General features: G+C 63.7%; 18 protein-coding genes. 10 read left to right on the forward strand and 8 right to left on the reverse strand.

The window, feature by feature from the left end; translation table 11 throughout:
• Window positions 1–57: 57 nt before the first annotated feature.
• On the forward strand, window positions 58–2,181 hold the full coding sequence (locus DDD64_RS02055; RefSeq protein WP_126134801.1) for a DNA gyrase/topoisomerase IV subunit B: 2,124 nt from the start codon (window positions 58–60) through the stop codon (window positions 2,179–2,181).
• A gap of 55 nt (window positions 2,182–2,236) precedes the next feature.
• On the forward strand, window positions 2,237–3,271 hold the full coding sequence (locus DDD64_RS02060; RefSeq protein ID WP_126134802.1) for an N-acetyltransferase: 1,035 nt from the start codon (window positions 2,237–2,239) through the stop codon (window positions 3,269–3,271).
• Here the strand turns inward: DDD64_RS02060 and DDD64_RS02065 are convergent.
• Complete coding sequence (locus DDD64_RS02065) at window positions 3,268–5,700, reverse strand: DNA gyrase/topoisomerase IV subunit A (protein ID WP_126134803.1); 2,433 nt, start codon at window positions 5,698–5,700, stop codon at window positions 3,268–3,270. The two genes, DDD64_RS02060 and DDD64_RS02065, sit on opposite strands and share 4 nt — an antisense overlap.
• A gap of 79 nt (window positions 5,701–5,779) precedes the next feature.
• Between DDD64_RS02065 and DDD64_RS02070 the strand changes: the two genes are divergently transcribed.
• Complete coding sequence (locus DDD64_RS02070) at window positions 5,780–6,931, forward strand: alkaline phosphatase family protein (RefSeq protein WP_126134804.1); 1,152 nt, start codon at window positions 5,780–5,782, stop codon at window positions 6,929–6,931.
• A 92-nt stretch (window positions 6,932–7,023) separates the two neighbouring features.
• Here the strand turns inward: DDD64_RS02070 and sepH are convergent, their stop codons facing one another.
• Window positions 7,024–8,229 carry a septation protein SepH gene (sepH, locus tag DDD64_RS02075; protein ID WP_126134805.1) on the reverse strand — a complete coding sequence of 402 codons (1,206 nt, stop codon included), beginning with the start codon at window positions 8,227–8,229 and terminating at the stop codon, window positions 7,024–7,026.
• Window positions 8,230–8,454: 225 nt separating this feature from the next.
• Between sepH and DDD64_RS02080 the strand changes: the two genes are divergently transcribed.
• From DDD64_RS02080 to DDD64_RS02095, 4 genes are all read left to right on the forward strand, one after another.
• Entirely contained in the window at window positions 8,455–8,754 is a 300-nt protein-coding gene (locus DDD64_RS02080; RefSeq protein WP_126134806.1) for a DUF4193 domain-containing protein, read from the forward strand.
• Between the two features lie 123 nt (window positions 8,755–8,877).
• A complete protein-coding gene (locus DDD64_RS02085) occupies window positions 8,878–9,615 on the forward strand; it encodes a DUF3710 domain-containing protein (RefSeq protein ID WP_126134807.1) in 738 nt (245 codons plus the stop codon).
• A 6-nt stretch (window positions 9,616–9,621) separates the two neighbouring features.
• A complete protein-coding gene (locus DDD64_RS02090) occupies window positions 9,622–9,873 on the forward strand; it encodes a hypothetical protein (RefSeq protein WP_126134808.1) in 252 nt (83 codons plus the stop codon).
• A gap of 29 nt (window positions 9,874–9,902) precedes the next feature.
• The gene (locus tag DDD64_RS02095; protein WP_126134809.1) at window positions 9,903–10,628 is read left to right on the forward strand and encodes a DUF3159 domain-containing protein; all 726 of its coding nucleotides are present in this window, start codon (window positions 9,903–9,905) and stop codon (window positions 10,626–10,628) included.
• On the opposite strand, the gene DDD64_RS02100 is transcribed toward DDD64_RS02095, so the two are convergent.
• Both DDD64_RS02100 and DDD64_RS02105 read right to left on the reverse strand, forming a co-directional pair.
• Window positions 10,553–11,275 carry a potassium channel family protein gene (locus DDD64_RS02100; protein WP_126134810.1) on the reverse strand — a complete coding sequence of 241 codons (723 nt, stop codon included), beginning with the start codon at window positions 11,273–11,275 and terminating at the stop codon, window positions 10,553–10,555. The two genes, DDD64_RS02095 and DDD64_RS02100, sit on opposite strands and share 76 nt — an antisense overlap.
• Window positions 11,272–11,919, reverse strand: a complete 648-nt coding sequence (locus tag DDD64_RS02105; RefSeq protein WP_126134846.1) for a potassium channel family protein — start codon at window positions 11,917–11,919, stop codon at window positions 11,272–11,274. Before DDD64_RS02105 ends, DDD64_RS02100 begins: the two co-directional genes overlap by 4 nt.
• Before the next feature lie 54 nt (window positions 11,920–11,973).
• Here DDD64_RS02105 and DDD64_RS02110 point away from each other — a divergent pair, with 54 nt between their 5' ends.
• Both DDD64_RS02110 and DDD64_RS02115 read left to right on the forward strand, forming a co-directional pair.
• Window positions 11,974–13,758 (forward strand): hypothetical protein, encoded by a 1,785-nt coding sequence (locus DDD64_RS02110; protein ID WP_126134811.1) that lies wholly within the window; start codon window positions 11,974–11,976, stop codon window positions 13,756–13,758.
• Window positions 13,755–15,023, forward strand: a complete 1,269-nt coding sequence (locus DDD64_RS02115) for a class I SAM-dependent RNA methyltransferase (protein WP_126134812.1) — start codon at window positions 13,755–13,757, stop codon at window positions 15,021–15,023. Before DDD64_RS02110 ends, DDD64_RS02115 begins: the two co-directional genes overlap by 4 nt.
• Here DDD64_RS02115 and DDD64_RS02120 read toward each other — a convergent pair.
• Together DDD64_RS02120 and DDD64_RS02125 are read right to left on the reverse strand one after the other, a co-directional pair.
• Window positions 15,020–16,237, reverse strand: coding sequence for an HRDC domain-containing protein (locus DDD64_RS02120; RefSeq protein ID WP_126134813.1), 1,218 nt, complete (start codon window positions 16,235–16,237; stop codon window positions 15,020–15,022). The genes DDD64_RS02115 and DDD64_RS02120 overlap by 4 nt on opposite strands.
• A gap of 99 nt (window positions 16,238–16,336) precedes the next feature.
• The gene (locus tag DDD64_RS02125) at window positions 16,337–16,903 is read right to left on the reverse strand and encodes a DUF3000 domain-containing protein (RefSeq protein ID WP_126134814.1); all 567 of its coding nucleotides are present in this window, start codon (window positions 16,901–16,903) and stop codon (window positions 16,337–16,339) included.
• 66 nt (window positions 16,904–16,969) lie between these two features.
• On the opposite strand from DDD64_RS02125, the gene DDD64_RS02130 reads away from it, so the two are divergent.
• Window positions 16,970–18,049, forward strand: a complete 1,080-nt coding sequence (locus DDD64_RS02130) for a lipid II:glycine glycyltransferase FemX (RefSeq protein WP_126134815.1) — start codon at window positions 16,970–16,972, stop codon at window positions 18,047–18,049.
• On the opposite strand, the gene treZ is transcribed toward DDD64_RS02130, so the two are convergent.
• A complete protein-coding gene (gene treZ, locus DDD64_RS02135; protein ID WP_126134816.1) occupies window positions 18,046–19,905 on the reverse strand; it encodes a malto-oligosyltrehalose trehalohydrolase in 1,860 nt (619 codons plus the stop codon). The two genes, DDD64_RS02130 and treZ, sit on opposite strands and share 4 nt — an antisense overlap.
• Complete coding sequence (treY, locus tag DDD64_RS02140) at window positions 19,893–22,520, reverse strand: malto-oligosyltrehalose synthase (protein WP_241227340.1); 2,628 nt, start codon at window positions 22,518–22,520, stop codon at window positions 19,893–19,895. Before treY ends, treZ begins: the two co-directional genes overlap by 13 nt.
• Window positions 22,521–22,524: the final 4 nt, after the last annotated feature.

The raw sequence follows: 22,524 nt of genomic DNA on the forward strand, positions 1-22,524 counted from the left end.
AACACTCTCACGCGCGCCGCTGCGGCTCGCGAACAGCCGTTCGCGTAAACTACCGGTGTGTCAACTTCCGAAGAATACTCAGCTCGTCACCTCCAAGTCCTCGAAGGCCTGGAAGCCGTGCGCAAACGCCCCGGCATGTACATCGGCTCCACGGATTCACGCGGACTCATGCACTGCCTTTGGGAAATCATCGACAACGGCATCGACGAAGCTCTGGAAGGATTCGCCACCCATATCACCGTCACCCTCTATGCTGATGGCTCGGTTGAGGTAACCGACGACGGTCGCGGGGTGCCCGTGGATACCGTCCCCGGGGTGGGGCTTTCCGGAGTGGAAGTTGTGTACACTCGCCTGCATGCCGGAGGGAAATTCGGGGGCGGATCCTATTCCGCTTCCGGCGGCCTTCACGGGGTGGGCGCTTCGGTGGTCAATGCCCTCTCCGCGCGCATGGATGTGAAAGTCCGGCGCGGCGGCAAGGTATACCAGATGCAATTCAAGCGCGGCGAACCGGGGCGTTTCCAGGACGGCACCCAGCCCTCCCCGGAGGCCCCTTTTGAAGCCTTCACGCACGGTAGCGAGCTTGATACCGTCGGGAAAGTAGCGAAGAAGAATACCGGCACATCCGTGCGCTACTGGGCTGACCCCCAGATTTTCCTGGCCGAAGCAGAATTCTCCTATGACCTGCTCACCGAGCGGGTACGTCAATCCGCGTTTCTGGTTCCTGGCCTGACCATCATCATCCGTGATGAACGCGGCCTGGCGGGCACCCCCGGAGAAAACGGCCCCCATGAGGAAGTGTTCCATTACGAGGGGGGCGTCGTCGATTTCGTGGACTACCTGGCCACCGATCCTGCTCTCACTGCCACTATGCACCTCACGGGCAGCGAAACCTTCACCGAAAACGTGCAGGTCCTGGATCCGGAAAGTGGGCATTTGCGTGCCCAGGAAGTCGAACGAACCTGCGAGGTCGATGTGGCCCTGCGCTGGGGGACCGGATATGACACCACCACCGAATCCTTCGTGAATATTATTCGCACACCCGGGGGAGGGGCGCACCAGACTGGCTTCGAACAGGGCGTGGTGAAAACCCTGCGGGCCCTTATCGATACCAATGCGCGCCGCCTCAAAATCACCGCCAAAGATGCCAAAATCGAAAAAGACGATATTTTGGCCGGGATGACCGCGGTTGTTACGGTGCGGCTAGCCGAACCCCAATTTGAGGGGCAGACGAAGGAGATCCTCGGGACTGCGGCAGTGCGCCCGATTGTGGCGCGCGTCGTCGCCGCGCAGCTTCACAGTATCTTGGCGTCCACGAAACGCGACCAAAAAACCGAAACTTCACGGCTCCTTGAAAAAATCGTGGCGGAAATGCGGGCTCGGGTGGCTGCGCGCGTCCACAAGGAAATCTCGCGGCGGAAAAACGCCCTCGAAAATTCCACGCTCCCCGCCAAGCTGGCCGATTGCCGCAGCGATGATATTGAGCACACCGAGTTGTTTATCGTCGAGGGGGATTCGGCGCTCGGCACCGCGAAACTGGCGCGTTCTTCGGAATTCCAGGCCTTGCTGCCCATCCGCGGCAAGATCCTCAATGTGCAGCGTGCCTCGCCCGCGGATATTCTGCGCAACCAGGAAGTCTCCTCCATTATTCAGGTGGTGGGGGCCGGTTCCGGGCGCACTTTTGACCTCGCGGCAGCGCGGTACGGGAAAATTATTATGATGACGGATGCGGACGTGGACGGCGCCCATATCCGCACCCTGCTGCTCACACTTTTCTTCCGCTATATGCGTCCGCTCGTGGAAGCCGGGCGGGTTTTCGCGGCGGTGCCGCCGCTGCATCGTATTGAGGTGGCCGGGCGCGGCGGGAAAAAAGGGTCGTATATTTATACCTATTCCGAAGAGGAATTGCATCGGGAACTCAAGAAGCTCGAACGCGCCGGGAAAACCTATAAGGAACCCATCCAGCGCTATAAGGGCCTGGGGGAGATGGACGCGCACCAGCTCGCGGAAACCACCATGGATCCGGCCCACCGTACCCTGCGGCGCATCCGAATCGAGGACGAAGCCGCGCTGCGGGAAGCCGAGTCCGTTTTCGAGGTATTGATGGGTAACGAGGTGGCTCCGCGCCGCGAATTTATTGTCGAAGGTGCCAGCGATATCTCCTACGACAAGATCGATGCCTAAGATTCCCGGGCCGCGCTTCGCTACACTTGAGAGTCATACCCGTAAAGGAGGGCTCATGGGTGACGGTGCGATGCGGTGGAGCGATCTCACGGCGGCGGATGCCCGCGCGATTTTCACGCTGCTCGATACCCACCAAAGCGCCGTCAACTCCAGTTTCCGCACCTCGCGTGAAGAAATCGCTCTGATGTTTGAGCCTTCGGTTCCGCACAGTGTTTTCGGGTGGTACGACGACGCAGCACCGGTCCGGCGCCTCCTCGCTTTCGGTATCGTGCGCCTCTACGATGCGCGCACCGCGCATCCCACCGTCACGCTCTCGGCCAGTGTGCACCCCGAGCTCAGCCCGGAGCTGCGCGAACGGGCCGCTCGCGGCGTGCTCGCCGAACAATTGCGCCGGGCTCCTGCCCTGGCGGCCGGCACCCTCCACCCCGTGGCCGTGGCGAATGTGGAAAGCTGGGATCCCGAACGGGGGAAGGCCCTGGCCGCTGCCGGCTTCACCGACCGGCTCTCCTACCTGCAGATGCGCCGGCCGCTCGCGCGCGGGCCGCTGCCCCTGCCGCCTTCCGCGCACCCGGAGAATAACAGTGTGGAGCTGGTTCCTCTCACCCCCGATTGGGACGACGCCGCGCTGCTCGCCCACAATTCTTTTTACGCAGATAAATTGAATTACCCGATTTACACCCGGGAACAGTGGCGTATCGAATGCGCGTTTATGCGCCGGGAATGGAGCTTCCTGGCGGTGGATACCCGCGGGGATCGGCCCCGGGTACTCGGATGTATCATGACCGCCGCTTATGAACAGGATTGGCCGGGCTTGGGATTACGGGAGGGCTATGTTGATGAGCTCGCGGTGCGGGCCGAAAGCCCGGACGGGGTCAACGCCCGGCTGCTGGCAGCCAGCATCGCGGCGCAGGCGGAGAGCGGTATGGATGCCACCACCCTGGATCTCACCGTTCACTACGAACCGGACGGCACCTGCCTGACTCCCGAAAGCGCGGCGCGCCTGAGCCTTTACGAAAGCTTCGGATTCGAGGTTACCGAACGTACCCGGGTAGTTCACCACCCGCTCCCGGATATGCCGGAGCGTGACTAGCTTCCGATAGCCGCAACCGGGACCGTTAGCGCACTGCCCGAAGCATCCCGCTTCTCCTCAACCTCGGGTAGCTCAACCGGCTGGCCGGAGGCGGTGACGGCGCGCAGCGGCTCCGGGCCGAGAGCAGCAAGTGCTAAAACATTTTCCCCGCGCAGGAAACGCTGGGCCCGCACCCCGCCTGTACCGCGGCCCTTGGCCGGGAAACGATCCAGGGGAGTGACCTTGGCGCTGCCCGGTTCGGTGCCCGGGAGCGCCTGCTCATTAGAAGCAATCGTGACCACCAGGGAACCGGCAAGATCATCGCCCGGCACCACTCCGAGGGCAATGACCCGGGCACCTTCCGCGCAGCGAATCCCGGCAATGCCCTGGCCGGCCCGGCCCTGCGGGCGTACCGCGGATGCCTCAAAACGCAGTAATTGCGCATCGCTCGTGATAAGAACCACCTGGTCGGTATCGCGGGCCAGTGCGCAGCCCACCACGCTGTCACCCTCAGCAAGGGTAATAACCTCCCAGCTCTCCTTATTCGGGTAAGCGCCGTTCACCCGCTTAATACGCCCGTGCGCGGTGGCCAGGGTGAGCACCGGATCGCTCTCACCAGCAGTGAGCGGGGCCAGTCCGACCACACGTTCTCCAGAGTCCAGGGAAATAAGATCCGCCACCGGGGTACCTCCGGCCAGCGAGGGCGCCCCCGCGGTATCGGGAAGAGTGGGAACGGTGAGCACATCCAGGTCGATCATCCGCCCGTGGCTTGTTACCACCCCGATATGCCCGCGGGCCGTGGCCGGTACCCGCGATATGACGGCATCGTGGGCGCGGCGCGGACCGCTGCGTTCTGGTGCATCGCTGCCCGCGGTGCGCGCCACCAGCCCGGTACCCGAAAGCAGCACCCAGGTCGGATCATCGGAAACTTCCAGGGGGAGTGCTTGCGGAGCTGCCGCGCTGGCCGCCCCGTCCGATTCCAGGAGCACGGTGCGCCGCGGGGTGCCGAATTGCTGGGCCACCTCCGTCATCTCGGCGGCCACCACTTTCCGTAAACGCTCGGGAGAACCAAGTATTTCCTCCAGCTCCGCAATGGTGCGTTCTAGCTCCTCGCGCCGCCCTTCCAACTCAAGTTGGGAATACTTCGTGAGGCGGCGCAGCCGCAGTTCCAAAATATAATCGGCCTGCGCCTCGGAGAGGTCAAAAACAGCCATGAGCCGCTCGCGGGCCGCCGCGGTATCCTCCGAGGAACGAATAACCGCGATGACCTCATCAATATTGAGGACGGCAATAAGGAGACCCTCCACCAGGTGCAAATCAGATTGCGCAGCCCGTAAACGGTGCTCACTGCGCCGGCGTGTCACCGTGATGCGGTGCTTAATCCACACGCGCAGCAGCGCTAGCAACCCTAAAGTTTGCGGCTGGCCATCGACCAACGCCACATTATTAATGCCGAATGAATCTTCAAGCGGAGTGTGCTGGTACAGCTGGGCGAGTACCGCTTCGGGGTGGAACCCGTTTTTTACTTCGACGACGAGCCGCATCCCGTGGTGCCGATCAGTCAGGTTTTGGACCCCGGAAACTCCCTGGATTTTCTTGGAGTTAACGGCGTCCTTGAGCTTGTCAATGATCTTTTCCGGGCCCACAAGATAGGGCAATTCCGTAATAACAATGCCGCGCTTACGGGCACTGATTTTTTCGATCCGCGCCGTCGCCCGGGTACGGAAAATACCACGCCCGGTTTCGTATGCTTCCCGGATGCCGTCCAGACCAATAATTTTGCCGCCTTCGGGCAGATCCGGGCCGGGGATAAAGCGCATAATATCCTCCAGGCTCGCATCCGGATGGCGCAGCAGATACTTCGCCCCGTTAATAACCTCAATAAGATTATGTGGAGGAATATTCGTGGCCATCCCCACCGCGATGCCGGACGAACCGTTAACCAGCAGATTCGGGATCGCGGCCGGGAGCACCTCAGGCTGCTGGAGAGTGTTGTCATAATTGGGGACCATATCGACGACGTCCTCGTCGAGCGAGGAAATCATCGCCATGGCCGGGGCTGCCAGGCGTGCCTCGGTATAGCGCGAGGCAGCGGGCCCGTCGTCGAGCGAACCGAAATTACCGTGCCCGTCCACCAGCGGTAGCCGCATGGTGAAAGGCTGGGCGAGGCGCACCATCGCGTCATAAATAGCGGTATCACCGTGGGGGTGGAGGCGCCCCATAACGTCACCCACCACGCGCGAGGACTTCACGTGGGCGCGGTCGGGGCGCAGGCCCATCTGCCCCATCTGGAAAAGGATACGGCGCTGCACCGGCTTGAGACCGTCGCGCGCATCGGGCAGGGCACGCGCGTAAATCACCGAGTAGGAGTACTCGAGGAAGGAGGTGCGCATCTCCTCCGACACGTTAATATCGACGATATGTTCCGCGGGGCTCGTATTCTTGGGCATTGCTCAATTATCCCGCTTTTTGGGCGCGCGCGGGGCGCCGGGGCAGGAGTGTGTCGAGGTGGAACGTAGACTGGGAGGCATGACTGAGCTTCCTGTGCTGCCCGCGGAGCGCTCTCTGCGCGCCGTCCTGGGTGAATGTTTAGCCGCCTGCGGGGTGCTGCCCGCAGCGGAATACGCAGCGGCTGAAACAGAGCGGGCGGCGGGCGTGCTGGATTTGCCGCGTGCCAGCCGGGTGTGCCTCGTGCTCGTGGATGGACTGGGGGCGGAAAACCTGGCGGCACGTATCGGCCACGCGCCCACCCTGCGCGCCTTGACCGCGCGCGAACCACTCACCTCCACGGCGCCGTCCACCACCGCCGCAGCGCTCACCACCCTGGGTACCGGGGCGCTTCCCGGGCGCACCTCGATGCTCTCCTACTCCCTGCGTTCTCCGCGTACCGGCCGTAATTTCTCCCTGATTAGCTGGGAAGATAGCGGGCTCGATCCGGAAGAATGGCAGCCGGTGCCAACCTGGGCGCAGCGCCTGGAGGCTGCCCGCCCCGGCACGGCCACGCCGCTGGGTGCCATCCAAGATCCTGACCATATCGGCTCGGGTCTAACGCGGGCTGCCTGGCGCGGTTTTACCGCTCTCGGGGGGCCCGCCCTCGATGACCGGGTCCAGCTGGCCGCTCGTTTCCTGCGTGAGGGTGGGCGTTTTGCCTACCTGTACTGGGGGGAGGTTGATCACCGTGGGCACCGCTGGGGTGCTACCAGCGAGGAATGGACCATGGCGCTCGAGGATCTGGACGCCGGTATTCGCCTGCTCACCCGGGTGCTACCCCCGGACACTCTGCTGGTGCTCACCGCGGATCACGGCATGATTGATCCGAGCGAACGCATTGATGTGGCCGCCGCGCCTGTGTTGCGCGAAGGCGTGGATCTGTATTCGGGGGAGGAACGCGCCGTGCATCTTTACACCCGGGAACCGGAAAAGGTAGCGGCCCGCTGGCGGGACTACCTGGGGGAGCGTTCCTGGGTGTACACCAAAGAGGAAGCCATCGCGACCGGAATGTTCGGGCAGGTTACCGCGCAGGCGCGCGAAGCGATGGGGGATGTGCTCGCTTTCCAACGCGGCACCCTGAGCGTGATTCACACCGGGCACATGCAGCCGGGCGCCACCTTTATGCGTGGGGTCCACGGTTCGCTCACCCCCACAGAGATGCTTATTCCCCTCCTTGTGGAGCTGAACTAGCGCTCCGGAAAGCGCGCGGTACTGCGCGCCGCGGGACCCGCGTGGTGCGAGCATCTAGTAGCGCCTAACACCTAACACCTAGCACGCCTGACCTAGTCCTTTTTACCGAAGACGATCTCATCCCAGGACGGCATGGTGGGCCGATCCGTGCGCTTACGGCCGCGGCGCGGTTCGCCGGTAGCCGGAGCGGTTTTCTCCGGCGCGCTAGCCGGAGTAGCTTTTTCGGGAGCCGGCGCGCTAGCCGGAGCGGCCTCAGGCCCGCCGTTCGGCTCCGCGGCGGCCTCGGACAGTCCGCCACCGGCATCGGAATCCGCATCCGCATCCGGCGCGGAAGTCGGGCGGAGCGCCGGGGTCTGCGCGAGTTCTTCCGGCTCCAGCAAGGCGCGCTGGCCGGGCAGTTGCCCTTCACGCGAGGGCAGGGAAACAATGGTGGCCGGAGCCCGCAGCTCCTCTTCATCCTCGGGAGCGCGATGCGCCCCGTCCCATTCGTCGGGATCGATATCATGATCGGCATCTGGCATGGGGCGTGACTTACCGCGCTGGGAATCCAGCGAGGCCAGCACCTCATCAATAGAGGCACGGGCCGGAGGAGTATCCGCCGCGCTCGGGAGAGTGGAGGGGGAGGCCGGCACCGCGGCGGGAACCGCCGCGGGCGTCGTTGTACCAGAAAAAACAGTATCCGCAGTTCCCGGTACCACCGCGGGCGTATGATCCGGGCGCCACGGGCCTGCATCGGCCGTGAGCGACGTTTCCGAGAGCCAGGAGGCCTCATCATTGCGGGCCTGGAGAGTATGGCGATCCGTGTCGATGAACCAGCGGGCTTCGTGCTCACGCCCGGCAGATACAAAACGGACGATCAGCGCCCAGGGTTGCCCCGCTTCGCGCACCGCATCCCAGGTGATCGAGGTGGTATCCACATCGCGGGCAACGAGGCGGGATGTGACGAGTTCTTCAACTGTGAAACCTCCCACATCGCGCCCGAGAGTGTAGTTACGGGCCTGCGCGGCGGTGTAGTTACGTTCAGCAATAATGGGGTACGCCAGGGCTGAAATACGCGAGGGAGGTAGCGCGGCCATCTCAGAAATCTCATCAACACTGTGGCCGGCACGCACGAGAGCTTGGATTTCACGCGGCCCCATCGGCGTGATCTCCTCCGCGGGAGTACTGGGATGGGGATCCTTGCGCAGGGCCGCACGCAGATCATCGGTGACGGGCAGCAGATAGCGATTACCCTCCTCATCGTTGAGCGTGAGGTTGTGACCGTCGGGTTGCAAGCCGAGCAGCTCCAGCTTTTTCATCTCTTCCCTTACTCTTGGTACCACTCTTAGGGTGCCACCTCCGAGCCCGAAAAGCAGGCATTGGGCGCGGGTGTGTTTCCAAGTGCCGCACGTGCTGTTACACTAAGCGCGCAGTACCACCCGTCAGGACCATACGCGAGGGCGGAAAGATCCGTTTCTCGCGGGTGGACGCCGGTTCGTGCGGAATCCACCGCATGGGCCCCGGCACTTTTGGAGAGTGACTTTATGGCAACAGATTACGACGCTCCGCGCAAGCAAGATGAGGAGCTCCGCGAGGATTCTTTCGAGCAGCTCGCCGGGCGGCGCTCGGATCAGCAATCCGGCGCGGTTGACGAGGATGAGGTCGAAGCGGCCGAGGGCTTTGAGCTCCCCGGCGCGGACCTGTCCAATGTTGAGCTATCCGTCAATGTGATTCCGGCCCAGGATGATGAATTCACCTGCTCGCAGTGCTTCCTGGTTCACCACCGCTCCCAATTGGATCACGTGGAAGACGGCCTGCCCGTCTGCGTGGATTGCGCGAGCTAACTAGAAGTACGACGACGCCGCGGCCCACGGGCCGCGGTATCGCACCGCAGCGCATCTCAACACGGTGCGACGTCCCTCATTAGACTAGAGGGAATGAAGGAATCGGGACGAGGAGTATAAAGCATGGCATGGTTCTCACGGCGGAAGAAAAACGAGACGTCGGCATCGCAGCCGGAAGAACGTGAGGAAGCCGGCCAGAACCTCGCGGGGGAAGCCGCTGGTGGTCCGGCGGCCCGCCCGGGCGGTGAGCCGGATGCTACCGGAGCTCCCCAGCGCGGCCCCTACGATGAATCCGAGGCGCCGGAGAACCCCGCCCTTATTGACGGCGGTGCGCTGCGCTTGCCCATCCTTCCCGATGCCACCATGCAATTCTCCGTGGATCGCGAACGCCAGGTCGTGCTCGGCGTGGTCTACGTGATGGGGGATTCCGCGGTGCAATTGCAGGTATTCGCCGCCCCGAAATCCGCTAGCCTGTGGGAGGACATCCGGGTGGAAGTGATTTCCTCCATCGCCAACCAGGGCGGGCGTTTCCAGGAAGCTGAAGGGGAGTACGGTCCGGAAATCCAGGCCCAGATGCCCGCGGAGAACGGCCGGGTACCGGTGCGCTTTATCGGTATTGACGGCCCGCGCTGGCTGCTGCGAGTAGCCGTGACCGGGCGCGGGGCGGTCGATCCGGAACGCGGTACCGAAGTGCTCCACCGGGTCCTCGATGACCTGGTGGTGGTGCGCGGCTCCCAAGCGATCCCGCCGCGTGAACTTCTTCCCCTGGCGCTTCCCCAGCAGGGCGAGCCCGAACCAGAAACTCCCGATACCGGCATCGAGCTTCCCAAGCGCGGCCCGGAAATCCAAGAGATTCACTAAATACCTATGGCTACGCCGGTGTGGGTGACGGGGGATATTATCGCCATCACGTACCCGGGCGCCCCCGGCGGCCGCGGGGCGCATACCCCGGAGGTACGCATCGCCGTGGAAACTACCGCGGGGCTCCTCACCCTCATTTTCCAGGGGCGGCGCACCATCGACTGCGTGCGGGTCGGGGACCGGATTCGCGCCCGGGTGGTGCCATTGCGGCGCCGGGGCGTGCTGGTAGCATATAACCCGGAATATATCGTGCTTTAGCGAGCACCCCGAGCAACCGGGAGGGCCCCATGGATACCACCACACCCGGCGGCGGTTTACGCGCGGTTCTCGGGGAAGAATTTGACGCCTGGAAAGCGATAGGCGGGGTGCGCGGCGTTATCGAAGCGAATGTTCCCGCCCTTGTTTTTGTCATTATTTATTTAGCTACCCGCAATATTCCCCTGGCGGTTCTCGTTCCCCTGGGCATGGCTATTGTGGCCATCCTGGTGCGGTTCATTCAACGTATTGACGTGATGCCGGCGCTCGGCGGGCTATTTGTAGTGGGAATCTCGGCCTTTTTCGCCTGGCGCTCCGGGCGCGCGGAAACCTATTTCCTTCCCGGTTTCCTCACCAATGCCGCTTACGCGGTGGGAGTGACTATTTCCTTGCTCATCCGCCGGCCCATCATGGGCTATGTGATCGGGATGCTGCGCGGGGATATTGCCGCGTGGCGCAGCGCCACCCACCCGGCCGCTCGGCTCACCTACCGGCGCTACACCCGCATTACGTGGCTGTGGCTCGCCATGTTCGCGGGCCGCGTCGTCGTGCAACTGCCCTTCTTTATCAGCGGCAATACCGCGGCGCTCGGCGTTATCAAAATTATTGCCGGGCCGGTGCTTTTCTGCCTTATCCTGTGGGCCACCTGGCTCCTGGTGCGGAGTCTGCCGCCGGCCAGCACCTACCTGGAGCCCTCCGCATCCGCGGCGGATTCTCCTTCCGAATCTTGCACGGAGGCCGGGCGAGGCCGGAAATAGCTCTTGAGGGCGGACATATCCACATCGTCCCCGCCATCAATGAGGAGCACCTGATCATCCACATCCACGATTAAATCGGCATCAGCGGTCAGGGGCACACCATCGCGAATAATCGCGTTAATGGCGACTCCGGAGGGCAGCTCAATATCGCTAATGGCGCTTCCGACCACCGGGGCATCGGCGGATACCGAAACCTGCCATAGGCTCGCCCCGCTGCGATGGAAACGCATAATCTGGGTGAGCGACCCATCCGAGACCGCATCTTCCACCAGGGAGGCCATAATCCGCGGGGTGGACACCGTGACGTCCACACCCCAGGCATCGGTGAACAGCCATTCATTACGCGGGTTATTGACACGCGCAATAGTGCGGGCGATCCCGAACTCGGTTTTCGCCAGCAAGGACACCACCAGATTCACCTTGTCATCCCCGGTGGCGCACACGATAATATCGGCCTCTGCCGCGCCTGCTTCGCGTAGCGCGGGAACTTCACAGGCATCGGCCAGATGCCAATCCGCATCCGAGGCACTCGAAATGCGCATAGCGGAAGGCTTCTTGTCCACAATGGAAATGGAATGCTCGGATTTGAGAAGTTCGCGGGCCACCGACACCCCGACCGCACCGGCCCCAATAATGAGAATATTCACTGTGCCCCTTCCGATTTGAGCAGCATATGTTGCACGCCGGAGGCGTCCTCGGAAGCCACGAGCACTTTGAGGGTGTCCCCGTCCTGGATAACGGTGTCGCTATGGGGGAGGAGCCCGGCCAGGCTACGGATAATATAGGCGACTCGCGCCCCGGTTTCCTCTTCCACATCCGCCACGGTGCGCCCGAACCAGCGCCGATCCACCGCCACTTCAATGAGGGAAATCCGGGCGAGGGGATCGCGGAATTCGTGGTGGGGGCCCAGCGGAATGAGCTCGCGCAGCACCCGGTCCGCCGTCCAGCGCACCGGGGCCACCGTGGCGATCCCCAAGCGTTCGTAGATAATCGCGCGGGTGGGGTCATAGACGCGCGCCACCACGTTGGTTAGCCCAAAAGTTTCGCGCGCTACCCGGGCGGCGATGATATTCGAGTTATCGCCCGAGGACACGGCGGCGAAGCCGGCGGCGTCGTCGATATTCGCGCGCGCTAAAACATCGCGATCAAAACCCACGCCGGTGATCTGCTGCCCCGGGAAATCTTCGGGGAGCTTGCGGAAAGCTTCGGCGTCCTGGTCGATAATGGCCACCGAATGGCCAATGGCGGAAAGCGAGAGCGCCAGCGCGGCACCCACGCGCCCGCATCCCATAATTACGAAGTGCACTACATTACGCTACCGCAAAGCGGGTACCGTATCCTAGTGATGAGAAAATTATCGTTCCTGGGGATGTCCCAGTACGTGGGCGCGGCCACCTGCGTGTGCCTGGCGGTGGTGCTGCTGCCGCGCAGTATTCAACGCGGGGCACCGTTTGCCAACCCCACCCTCGTGGGCGCGATGGCGCTGGCGGGAGTCGCCGTGCTCGCGCTCGTGGTGGCGGCCACCATCGCCGCGTCCCGCGTGGTGCCCGGAAAAGCTGCCCACCAGGTCGTTTCCCGCTATATCGCCCCAGCTTTCGGGACGGTTGCCGCTGCCGCACGCTTCGCGGCTTTCGCGCTGCTCCTGGTACTGGCCGCAGGCCTCGTGGGCATGGCGGTAAATGCGCTCACCCCGCTGGCGGTGGACGGGCGGCTCATCCAGATCCCGCTGGTCGTGGTCTGCGCCCTGCCCGCGTTACTGCACTGGCGCCTACCGCTGGCGGGCGCCCTCCTCGCCGTGCTCGCGGCGAGCGGCGTGATTATCGCAACTCTCATCACCGGGCTGGTGCGCGAAGCCCGCGGCACCGTCTCCCTCGCGGATCTCATCACCAACCGCGCCGAAGAACTACCCGGCTCCCAAGCCATCCACCCGCTCGGAAATACCTTCGTCATCATGTGCTTCCTGGCGGCGGTGGTACTGCTGGTCGGCGGGCGCATCGGTACGGGGCGCGAACGTTTCTTAGGGCCGCGCGCCCTGAGCACCATCGCCGGCATCGCCGCGGTGGTGCTTTCGGGCACGTTCTATCTGGAAATGCGCCTGGATATCCTCACGGTCCCGGTGGGCCTCCCCAGTATCGTCATGGGTACGGCATTTTGGGGAAGCACCGGGCGTATCATCACCGCGATCGCCTTCGGTTTCCTCGGCCTCGTGTGCGTTTTCGTGGTGTACGAACGTCTGCCGCGCCTATTGCGGGAACTTGCTTTCGACGGCGCCCTTCCCGCCCGTCTCGCCGCCCCGGAAGCTTCCCGGGCCCGCAGCGGCGTTGTGCTGCTGGTCGCGGTTCTCGCCGGCGCCCTCGGGGTCTTTTTGTCGACGACGCACGCCGGCGTCGTCGCCCTTGTCTTTGTATGTTTCCTCATCTTTACGCTGCATTGCGCGGCGCTCTCCCTGCGCGGCGGGCAGATCCTTAAAACTTCGGAGCGGCGGGAGGAACGCCGGGCCGCGCATGCTTCCCGCTGGGGTTTCGCTTTCTTCGCGCTGGCGGGATTCGCTGTCCTCCTCGTCACGGTGGCCATGCAGCCCGCCTGGACCCTCACCTCGCTGGCGGCGGTGGCGGTGCCCACGGCGGGGATGTTCATCGCCCAGCGCGGGCGCGGAAAGATGAGCGCCCACCTCAAACCTTTGGATGTGGGGGCCGGGCGGCGCCTGCCGGTGCGCACCCACGCGGTGGTACTGGTGCAAGAACTCAATTTGCCAACCTTGCGGGCGGTTACCTACGCGCGAGCGCTGCGGCCCTCCACCCTGACCGCGCTCACCGTGGACCTGAGCGAAAGCCGTACCGCCGCGTTGCGCGCCGCCTGGAGCCAATCCCAATTGCCGGTGGGCCTGACCGTGCTGGGCAGCCCCACGAGCGGGGCGCGCGGGCCGCTCGTCGACTATATTCGTTTCCTTCTGGACACCCACCCGCAAGATATTGTGCTGGTGATCGCGCCGAAAGTGGTTTCCACGACCCTGTGGCACCGGGTGTACCTGCGCCGATCCGTACCCGCGCTTTTCGCTGACCTGTCCTATGACTCGCGCCTCATGCTGGTGCAAGTTCCCTACCAAATCCATTCGGGAGAAGACCTGTGACCACCTCTGCTGCTCAAGCTCACCATTCAACCGTCGATATCACCCTGGAAGATATCGGCCACGGCGGTATTGCCATCGGCCGTGCCGAGGGCAAAGCGATTCTGGCTCGCTTCGGGCTGCCCGGGGAACGCGTGCGGGTGGCACTGACCGAAGAACGCGCCCGCTTTGCCCGCGGGGACGTGATCGAGGTGCTCGGAGAGCCCTCACCGTACCGCCAGGCTCATCCCTGGCCGGAAGCCGGACCCGGGGGCGTGGGCGGTGCGGACCTGGGGCACGTTGTATTTGACTACCAGCACGAGTGGAAAACTCGGGTACTTACCTCAACTCTCCGCAGGATCGGTGGCCAAGCTCTCAGTGACCACCTGGAAACGCAGGGGATTGTTCCTGCGGTCACCGCTCTGGAATCTGATCGTGCTAACGGAGGCTGGGCGAGCCGCACCCGCATTGACGTGACCGTGACCGCGGGGCGTTTCGGAATGTTTCGCGAAGGTAGCCGCGAGGTTCTCCCCATCACTTCTATGCCGCTCGCCGTCAAGGAGATCGCGGAGCTGGGGCTGTGGGATGGAAGCTACCTCACCCGCCTCGCCCGCAGCCTCGGCCCACTGCGCGATGGCCAGCGGGTTCGTGTCCTCGCGCCCTCGGCCAGCCCAGCGGCGGTGAGTATCGGCGGGCGCACCTTCGACGCGACCGCTGCGGAATGCTCACCCTTCGCGCGCGAAGAGGTACACGTGGGGGAGGAAACCTACCGCTACCGGGTGCGGGCCTCCGGTTTTTGGCAGGTGCACCGCGAGGCACCGGCCACTCTTATCAATCTGGTGACCCGTGCCGCCGGTGTTGAACCCGGCGATCATATTCTCGAACTCTACGCGGGGGCCGGGCTGCTGACCGTGCCGCTGGCCCGCGCGGTCGGGGCAACCGGCCGGGTGGAAAGCCTGGAAGGTGCGCGCACCGCGGTGGAAGACGCCCGGGCGAATCTGCGCCCCTACCCGTGGGCGCGTGCCCGTACCGCTGCTATTTCCGCGCGTGATATCGACGACGCAGATATTCTCCTCGCCGATCCTCCCCGGAGCGGTTTGGGAATCGCGGCGGCCCGGGCGGCCGCAGCGAGCAAGGCCCGCCGGATAGTCCTCGTTTCTTGCGATCCGGCGGCGTTGGCCCGTGATGTGACCGCGATGGTGGAGGCCGGGCGGAGCGTGGAATTCATGCGTGGTGCCGATCTCTTCCCCAATACCCACCACTTTGAAGTGGTGACAGCGCTGCGCTAAGAGCGCACCGCTGCGGCGATCCAGGTGGCGGTATTCTCCACCTGCCAGGGGCGTGCCCCCAGCTCGGCCAGTGCATCACCAATGGCGGGGGCGGTACGCGCCACCCGGCGGCGCAAAAGGCGCGCCAGCTCGCGCTGCACGGCCGGCTTGAGAAGCACATCGTGGCGGATTCCCAGCTCCGTTGCGCGTTCCTGAACGGCGCCGCGCACGTGGTCAAGGAGGTGCGGGATTCCACGTTCGGCGCGCCGGGCGGGACGGGCCGGGGCGGGTTCGGGAAGTTCGGAGCTCGGCAGTGCCCAGGCCTGGGCCACCGCCTGCCACAGCGCCGGCGCCAAATACTGTTTGCCTCCGGTACGCAAGGGCCGGGCGGTGCGCACATCGGCCAGGGAGCGCGGGCGGCGCCGCGCCAGGGCCGCGATATCGGCGCGGGAAAGTACCAGATCCGGGGCGGTATCAGTGGTCTGGGCGATGCGATCCCGAGCCTGCCACAGGGCTCGCACCAGGGCGAGATCGCGCCGGGAGGAAAAATCCTGGCGGTGGGTGGCGCGCCGCCACGGTTCTGCGGGAGCCGCTTTGGGAGGCCGGGTGCGGATCTCTTCAAATTCTTGGGCCGCCCACTCCAGGCGCCCGGCCCGCTCCAGGCGCTCGAGCTGCACCTGGCGCAGGGGAGCGAGCAATTCCACGTCGAGCGCGGCATAGGAACGCAGCTCATCCGCGAGCGGGCGCTCGGACCAATCCGCTTGGGAATGTTCTTTGGCGAGGAGCAACCCTAAATTTTCCGCGAGCTGCGCCTGGAGAGAAATACGCTCATCGCCCAAGAGCAATGCCGCTACCTCGGTATCAAAAAGCTTGCCTGGCCCCGGGCGTAAACCCAGGTCTCCCAGGGAAGGCAGATCCTGGTCGGCGGCGTGCAAAATCCACACGGCATCGCCAAGAATCGTTGCCAGCTCCGGGTAATATTCCTCATTTCCCACCGGATCGCACAGCAGCGTTCCCGAACCCTCGCGGCGCAGCTGAATCAGGTAGGCCCGGGCCGAATAGCGGATCCCCATGGCGCGCTCCACATCCACCGCGACGGGGCCGCTGCCGCGCCGCAACCGTGTGAGAGCGGGGCGATAGGCGGGACCGGTGGTGAGCGGCGGGATACCTTCGCGCGGGGTATCTACATGGATCAGGGTGGGATCTTCGCTCCAGCGAATAGAAGAAGACGTCATAACCTCACAACTGCACAGACTAGGGGCCGCGATTAATACTAGCGGGCTTGCGCACGCCCGGGGTCGCCACGCGCAGGATGCTACCTCCCGGGGGCGCACCTAGCGGGCTGGCAGCGCCGTCGTTCCTTCCGGTGCGAGGCCGCAGGCCAGCGCAATAAAATCCGCCCAGGCGCGCACGTGGTGATAAAGATCGGGGCTGCTCGGCGTCCAGGAGGCCCGTAATTCCAGCTCGGTCAGGGAGGAGGAAAGCTCCAGCCCACCGAAAGTTTCGTTATACATGCGAGTCACGGTGCCGACCAGGTGGTGGTAGTCAGCGCCGTGCGCATCCAGGGTATCGGCCAGCCACGCCCAGGCAACTTCGCCGAGTAGCGGATCACCGGCCATTGCGGTATCCATCGGCGCACCCATATGGCACACGATTCGGAAAGTTCCGTGCCAGGCTTCCTGGCCGGCCGGGTCGTGGAGCACCACGAAGCGGGCCCCGCCGCGATAGTTATCCGGATCCATCGCCCGCGAATCGTTAATCTCAGCCTGAAGCGCAACCGCCCACGGGGCGATGCGCTTGGGCGGAGGTATCTGCACGATGTGCAGCTCGGGACGAAACTCGTGCCCGCGCAGGCTATCGAGCGCGGTGAGGAAGTCCTCGGGTGCATGAATCTGAGACACGCTAGTTACCGTAATGCGCCAGTGCGCGGGTTTTAGCCAGGCGCGCCGCGCGGGTAGGATGGCGGCATGTCTACACTCTCGCTGTCGCGGATCGATGACACCACCTACCTGGACCTGGCTGCCGGCCACGGGCTGCCCCTTGAGCAGCTGCCCGCCTGGGATCGCTATGAGGATGCCCTGCCCGGCCACGCACCTTTCGGTCGTTTCCTGTGGCGTGATAGCACCGGCCAGCCGCGTGCTCTTATTTCTCTCACGCGGATGGAAGGGCGTGGCTTTACCTACCTGTGGGCGAAGAAGGGCCCGGTGTGGTTGGGGGAACGGCCCACGGCCGGCGAAGAACTGGAGTTTCGTACCACGCTGGCGCAGCTGGTGCGGAGCGCGGACCGCGGTCTTGCTTTTATGAGGATTCACGCCTGGCACCGGGCTGCGGATCTGCACGAATTACTGCAAACGGTCACCTATGATCGCACCGTGGTGGTCGACGTCGCACGCCCGGATGCGCAGATCCGGGCGAGTTTCTCCAAGTCGGGGCGCCGCCAAGCACGTAAAGCCGAGGCGGAAGGGCTGGAGTTTTGTGATGAAACGGAGCGGGCCCGGGAAGTATTTCCGGAGCTGTACGCCATCCTCACCGAAACTGCCAGCCGTGATGATTTCGGGGCGGCACCTATGAGCCAGTACGTGACCATGCTGGAATCCCTGGGGCCGGATCACGCTCGGTTATTCGTGGCGCGCGCGGAGGGACGGGCGTTAGCGTGGCAGATTGTGCTCGCCACCGATGACCTTGGGGAAGCATATTACGGGGCGACCAACGCGGAGGCTCGCCAGCGTCACGCATCTATGTTCATGGATATGCATACGATGACGTGGCTGCGGGAAACCGGGCGGAAATCTTATGACCTCATGGGAGTGCATTCGGAGCGCGCCCCGCAACTGGAAGGCGTGACCGGGTACAAACAGAAATTTGCCGCCGATTTCACCGAGGTGGCCGGGGCCTGGGATGTTCCGCTGCGTCCGCGCTACTATCGGGCACTCACGTTGGCCCTGCACGCGAAGCGCGCCGCCGTGCGGACAGTGCGTGCCGCACGCGAACGTGTGGGACGGCGTGGAGGCAAAGCCTCCGCAGCGCGAGTTACCGCGCGGGACTAGGGCTTGGAGGGACTGAGAACCGCGAAGCCAGGCCCGGAAAAATCAACGTGGGATTCGGCCACGGTAACGCTGCCGCAGGTGAGGAGCGTATGCAGCGGTCCTGCCTCGGGCGGTAGCTGCACCCGGGTGGGAGGAGCGGAGGCCGTGGCCGGTGTTTCAGCCGGCTTGTCGGCTGGTGTTTCGCCGGAGAGTGAGGAGGGCGTTGCCCCTACCTGGAAAACAACGAAGCTGGCCCCGCGCCGGTAATAGCCCGCGGTACCCAGGCGTACAATCTCTGAATCTTCCCGGTTCGGGGAAGAAAAATCGGGGTGCTCGCGCCGCAGTCGCACTAGCTCCCGGGTCACCTCGAGATAGCGAGCGTGGGAAGGTTCTTCTAATTCTGCCCAATCCAGGTGCGACCGGGCGAAAGTGGAAAGCGCCTGGGGCGGGGGAATGCGCCCGGCATGTTCGCCCCAATCCCAGTCGCGAAATTCTGCAATCCGCCCCGCATCTACGCGTTCTCCCAACTCCGCAGTGTGATCTGTGAAGAACTGGAAAGGTGCGGAAGCACTCCACTCCTGGCCCATAAAGAGGAGGGGCGTAAAGGGGGAGAGCAGCATGAGCGCGTCAGCAACCAGGGTGCGTTCCGCGCTCAAGGTACGGGAGCGGCGGTCTCCCACCGCGCGGTTACCCACCTGGTCGTGATTCTCGGTATAGACAAGGAAACGGCGCGAATCAAGCGCATCGGGCACCGGAGAACCCCAGTTCCGCTTCCGGAACGTAGAAAAATTACCGTCGTGCACGAAAACGCGCCGCATGGCCTTTTCCAAGGCGCCGGGTTGCGCGAAATCCCCGTAATAGGCGAAATTTTCCCCGGTTGCGTAAGTATGTAGTGCGTGGTGAATATCATCAGCCCATTGCATATCCATACCGTTGCCGCCCGCGCGGGTGGGGCGCAGCATCGTCACATCGTTAAGGTCCGATTCCGCCACGAGTGCAATACGCCGCCCGCTCTCCGCGGCGAAAGCCGCGGCGGCGTCGGACAATTCCGCGAGGATGTGGCGAGCAGAACGGTCCTGGATCGCGTGAACGGCGTCGAGTCGAAAAATATCCACGTGGTAGTCACGGGCCCACTGGAGCATATTATCGATAAAATAACGCCGCACCGGGCCGGAATTCGGGCCGTCTACGTTCACACCCGGACCCCAAACGGAAGAATAGCGGTTCGTGGTGTAGGGGCCGAACTCCGCCAGGAAATTCCCGTCCGGCCCGAAATGGTTGTAGACCACGTCGAGGCACACCGCCAGCCCGGCGCGGTGCGCGGCCTCCACAAAACGTGCGAAACCCGCCGGGCCGCCATAGTTGTCGGTGACCGCATAGATATCCACGCCGTCGTAGCCCCAATTGCGGGTGCCGGGCACCGGAGAAATCGGCATCACCTCGACGATATCCACCCCGAGCTCACGCAGGTACCCGAATTTTTGCGCCGCCGCATCAAAAGTGCCCTCCGGGGTGAAGGTGCCGATATGCAGTTCGTAAAACACCTTCCCGAGCGGATCCACCCCGGAGAAGGGCGAAAACTCGAAAGCGTCGAGATCAACAACTTCGGATGGCCCCATGACTCCGTCGGGTTGGCGCCGGGTGCGCGGATCGGGCAGCCCCATTCCCCCATCCAGACTGATGCGGTAGCGAGTACCGGCCGGTAGGGGAGTGTCGAGAATCCACCATCCCGGCCCGCTAGCCAGCGCAGCGCCGTCGCGCCCCGCACGCGCTGCCTCAATATCAGCGGCGGTGACCGGCCGGAAGGGGAGGCGCGCCCCATCCACAAGGGCAGCAACGCTCGCGCGCCCCGGTGCCCACACGCTCAGAGGTTCCATGAATCGTCGCTTTCTTCGCTGCCTGTTTCGGGGTGCTCCGCGGCGCCATTTTCGGTGCCTGTTCCGCCCCGATCCTCAGCTTCGCAACGGGCATAGACCGCCACCGGCAGCGTAGCGCAGGCATCGCGCACGAAGAGCTGCGGCCCCTCAACCTCACCTTCCTCCAGAACGTTGCGCCACCGGCCGGGCGGGAGGACGATATGCGCATCACCCCAGCCGCCGGCCAGTTCCTGGCGGTGTGCGAGACGCGAGACCAGCACAATAACATCCGGCTCCCCGTCCAGAGTGCGGGTAAAGGCAAAAATATTTCCGGTGGTAGCAGCCAATGGTTCGTAGCCTGAGCGCAGCGACACAAAAGTATCGGGACGCTCACGGCGCAGCCGTAACAGACGCGAGGTCACCCACATTTTTTCTTCATCGACGCTCGCCCGCGCGGGTAGCGCACCTGCTGAATCTAGCTGCGTGAGGATTCCGGCAAGACGCCGGTAATTGACGGGGCGGCGGTTATCGGGATCAACCAGCACATTCCGAGTAATTTCCTCCCCCTGATAGGTATCGGGCACCCCGATAAGGGTGAGGGCCAGCACCTTCGCGGCGAGGATACGTGCGCGGCGCGCCGGCCGGGTCTGTTCCCACCAGGCGGTGAGTTCAGCCACCGATTCCGGGGTGGAAATAACCGAACGAGCATAGGCAAAAAGCCCGGTTTCCACCGCTTCGTCCGGCTCGGTCCAGGTGGTCCAGGTTTTTTGTTCCCGGGCGGCCTTGCGGAGGTAATCAATGAGGCGATCAGCTTCGATGGGCCCGTTATCCGTCCACGTTCCGATAATTGTTTGCCACATGAGGTTTTCGATCTGGCCATCGAGCTCCGCGGGGCGGGAGGTGGCGTGCCGTTCGCGCAGCCGTTCAAGGAGTTCTATCCACTCGGTGGGGTAGTCCGCCAGCGTGGCAATAGCAGCGCGGGTATCTTCCCCGCGTTTGGTGTCGTGGGTGGTAAGCGTGGTCATCATCACGGGCCAATCGGCCATCATCTGCCGGGTCCAGGTGTGCAGTTCATCGGGGGTGAGCGAGGCGCGCCGCGGATCGGATCCGACTTCTGTCGCTGAGGTGAGCGCGGTATAACGATAAAAGGCGGTGTCCTCCACGCCCTTGGCCATAACCGCTCCGCATACCTGCTGGAAACGGATAATCGCCTCATTCCGGGAAGCATCATGGCGTTTTGCCGCCGAGCCGATTTCCCGCCCGAGCAAAATATCCACCACAACATCCAGGGTTTCGCAGCGGTCCTCGGATAGCAGCCCCCGGGCGCGTTCCGCGGCTTCGAGGAGTGCAGCTTCGGCATTGGCATGCGGTTTTTCTCCGGGAACCACATACGCGCGGTAGCGGTCCATGCAGATGACGAGCGCGGAAACAGCATCGTGCAAGGAACGTTGGGAATGATCGCGCAGGCGCAGGTCATCACGGCATACCTCCGCCATGAGCCGCGCCATCCGCTCGACCTCCGCCTGGAGAGAGGAATGCATAATTTGGCGTTTTGCCTCCCGTTCCAGAACGGGATAGGGCTGGGTGGTATTGGACAGATGCACAAAATTCGCGGTGAGGGAGCGCACCCCTTCCGGGTCGGTGAGCAGTGCCCCAATACGCCAGGAGGCTTCGTATCCGGTGCACCCCGCGCACTTCCAATCCGAGGGAAGCTTCTCGTTGCCCTCCAGAATTTTCTCCGCCACGATCCACGCCCCGCCGGTCGCTTCGTACAGGCGCTCCATATACTGGCGCGGATCGGCCAGCCCATCGGGGTGATCGATACGGAACGCATCGATAAAACCGGCGCGGAAGAGCTCCAGCAGCAGCGCGTGGGAGGCGTGAAATACCTCGGGATCCTCTACCCGAATCCCGGCGAGGGTATCCACATCAAAAAATCGCCGGTAATTGAGTTCTTCTTCAGCTACTCGCCAGTAGGCGAGCCGATAGTACTGGCGTTGCAGCAGTTCTGCCAGAGGGAGAAATTCGGTGCCTTTCCGAACCGGGAAAATGTGGTCGTAGTAGCGCAGTACCGGAACGTCGCCGTCGTCCTCATAACCCGGTACGACGACGTGATCGAGCGTTATTGCCTCGCGGGCCAGCGCCGTACCCACCCGTTCGCCCAACACCGGGATGAGGATCCCATCGTCGCTGGACTCCACGTCAATATCGAACCAGGAAGCGTAGGGAGACTCGGGCCCGTCGCGCAGCAGGGACCACATGGCGCGGTTGAGGTAGAGCGGGGTGGGCATCGCCATGTGATTGGGAACCACATCAACGACGACGCCGAGTCCGGCCGCGTGCGCCGCATTCGCAAAAGCCTCAAAACCGGCCCGGCCGCCCATCGGCTCGGAAATCCGGGTGTGATCCACTACGTCATAGCCGTGCGTGGAACCCGGTGCAGCCTGGAGGATGGGGGAGCAGTACACATCGGTAATCCCGAGCTGCACCAGGTAAGGGAGCAGAGCGGTAGCATCCGCGAAAGTGAAATGAGGGCCGAGCTGCAACCGATACGTAGACACGGGCTGGCGCCGCCCGGCGCCGGGCACGTGGGAACGTAGAGCTGGAATACTAGAGGTATCGGTGATTGCGGTCATACTT

The organism is Actinotignum sanguinis, assembly GCF_003957255.1.
Lineage (GTDB): Bacteria > Actinomycetota > Actinomycetes > Actinomycetales > Actinomycetaceae > Actinotignum > Actinotignum sanguinis.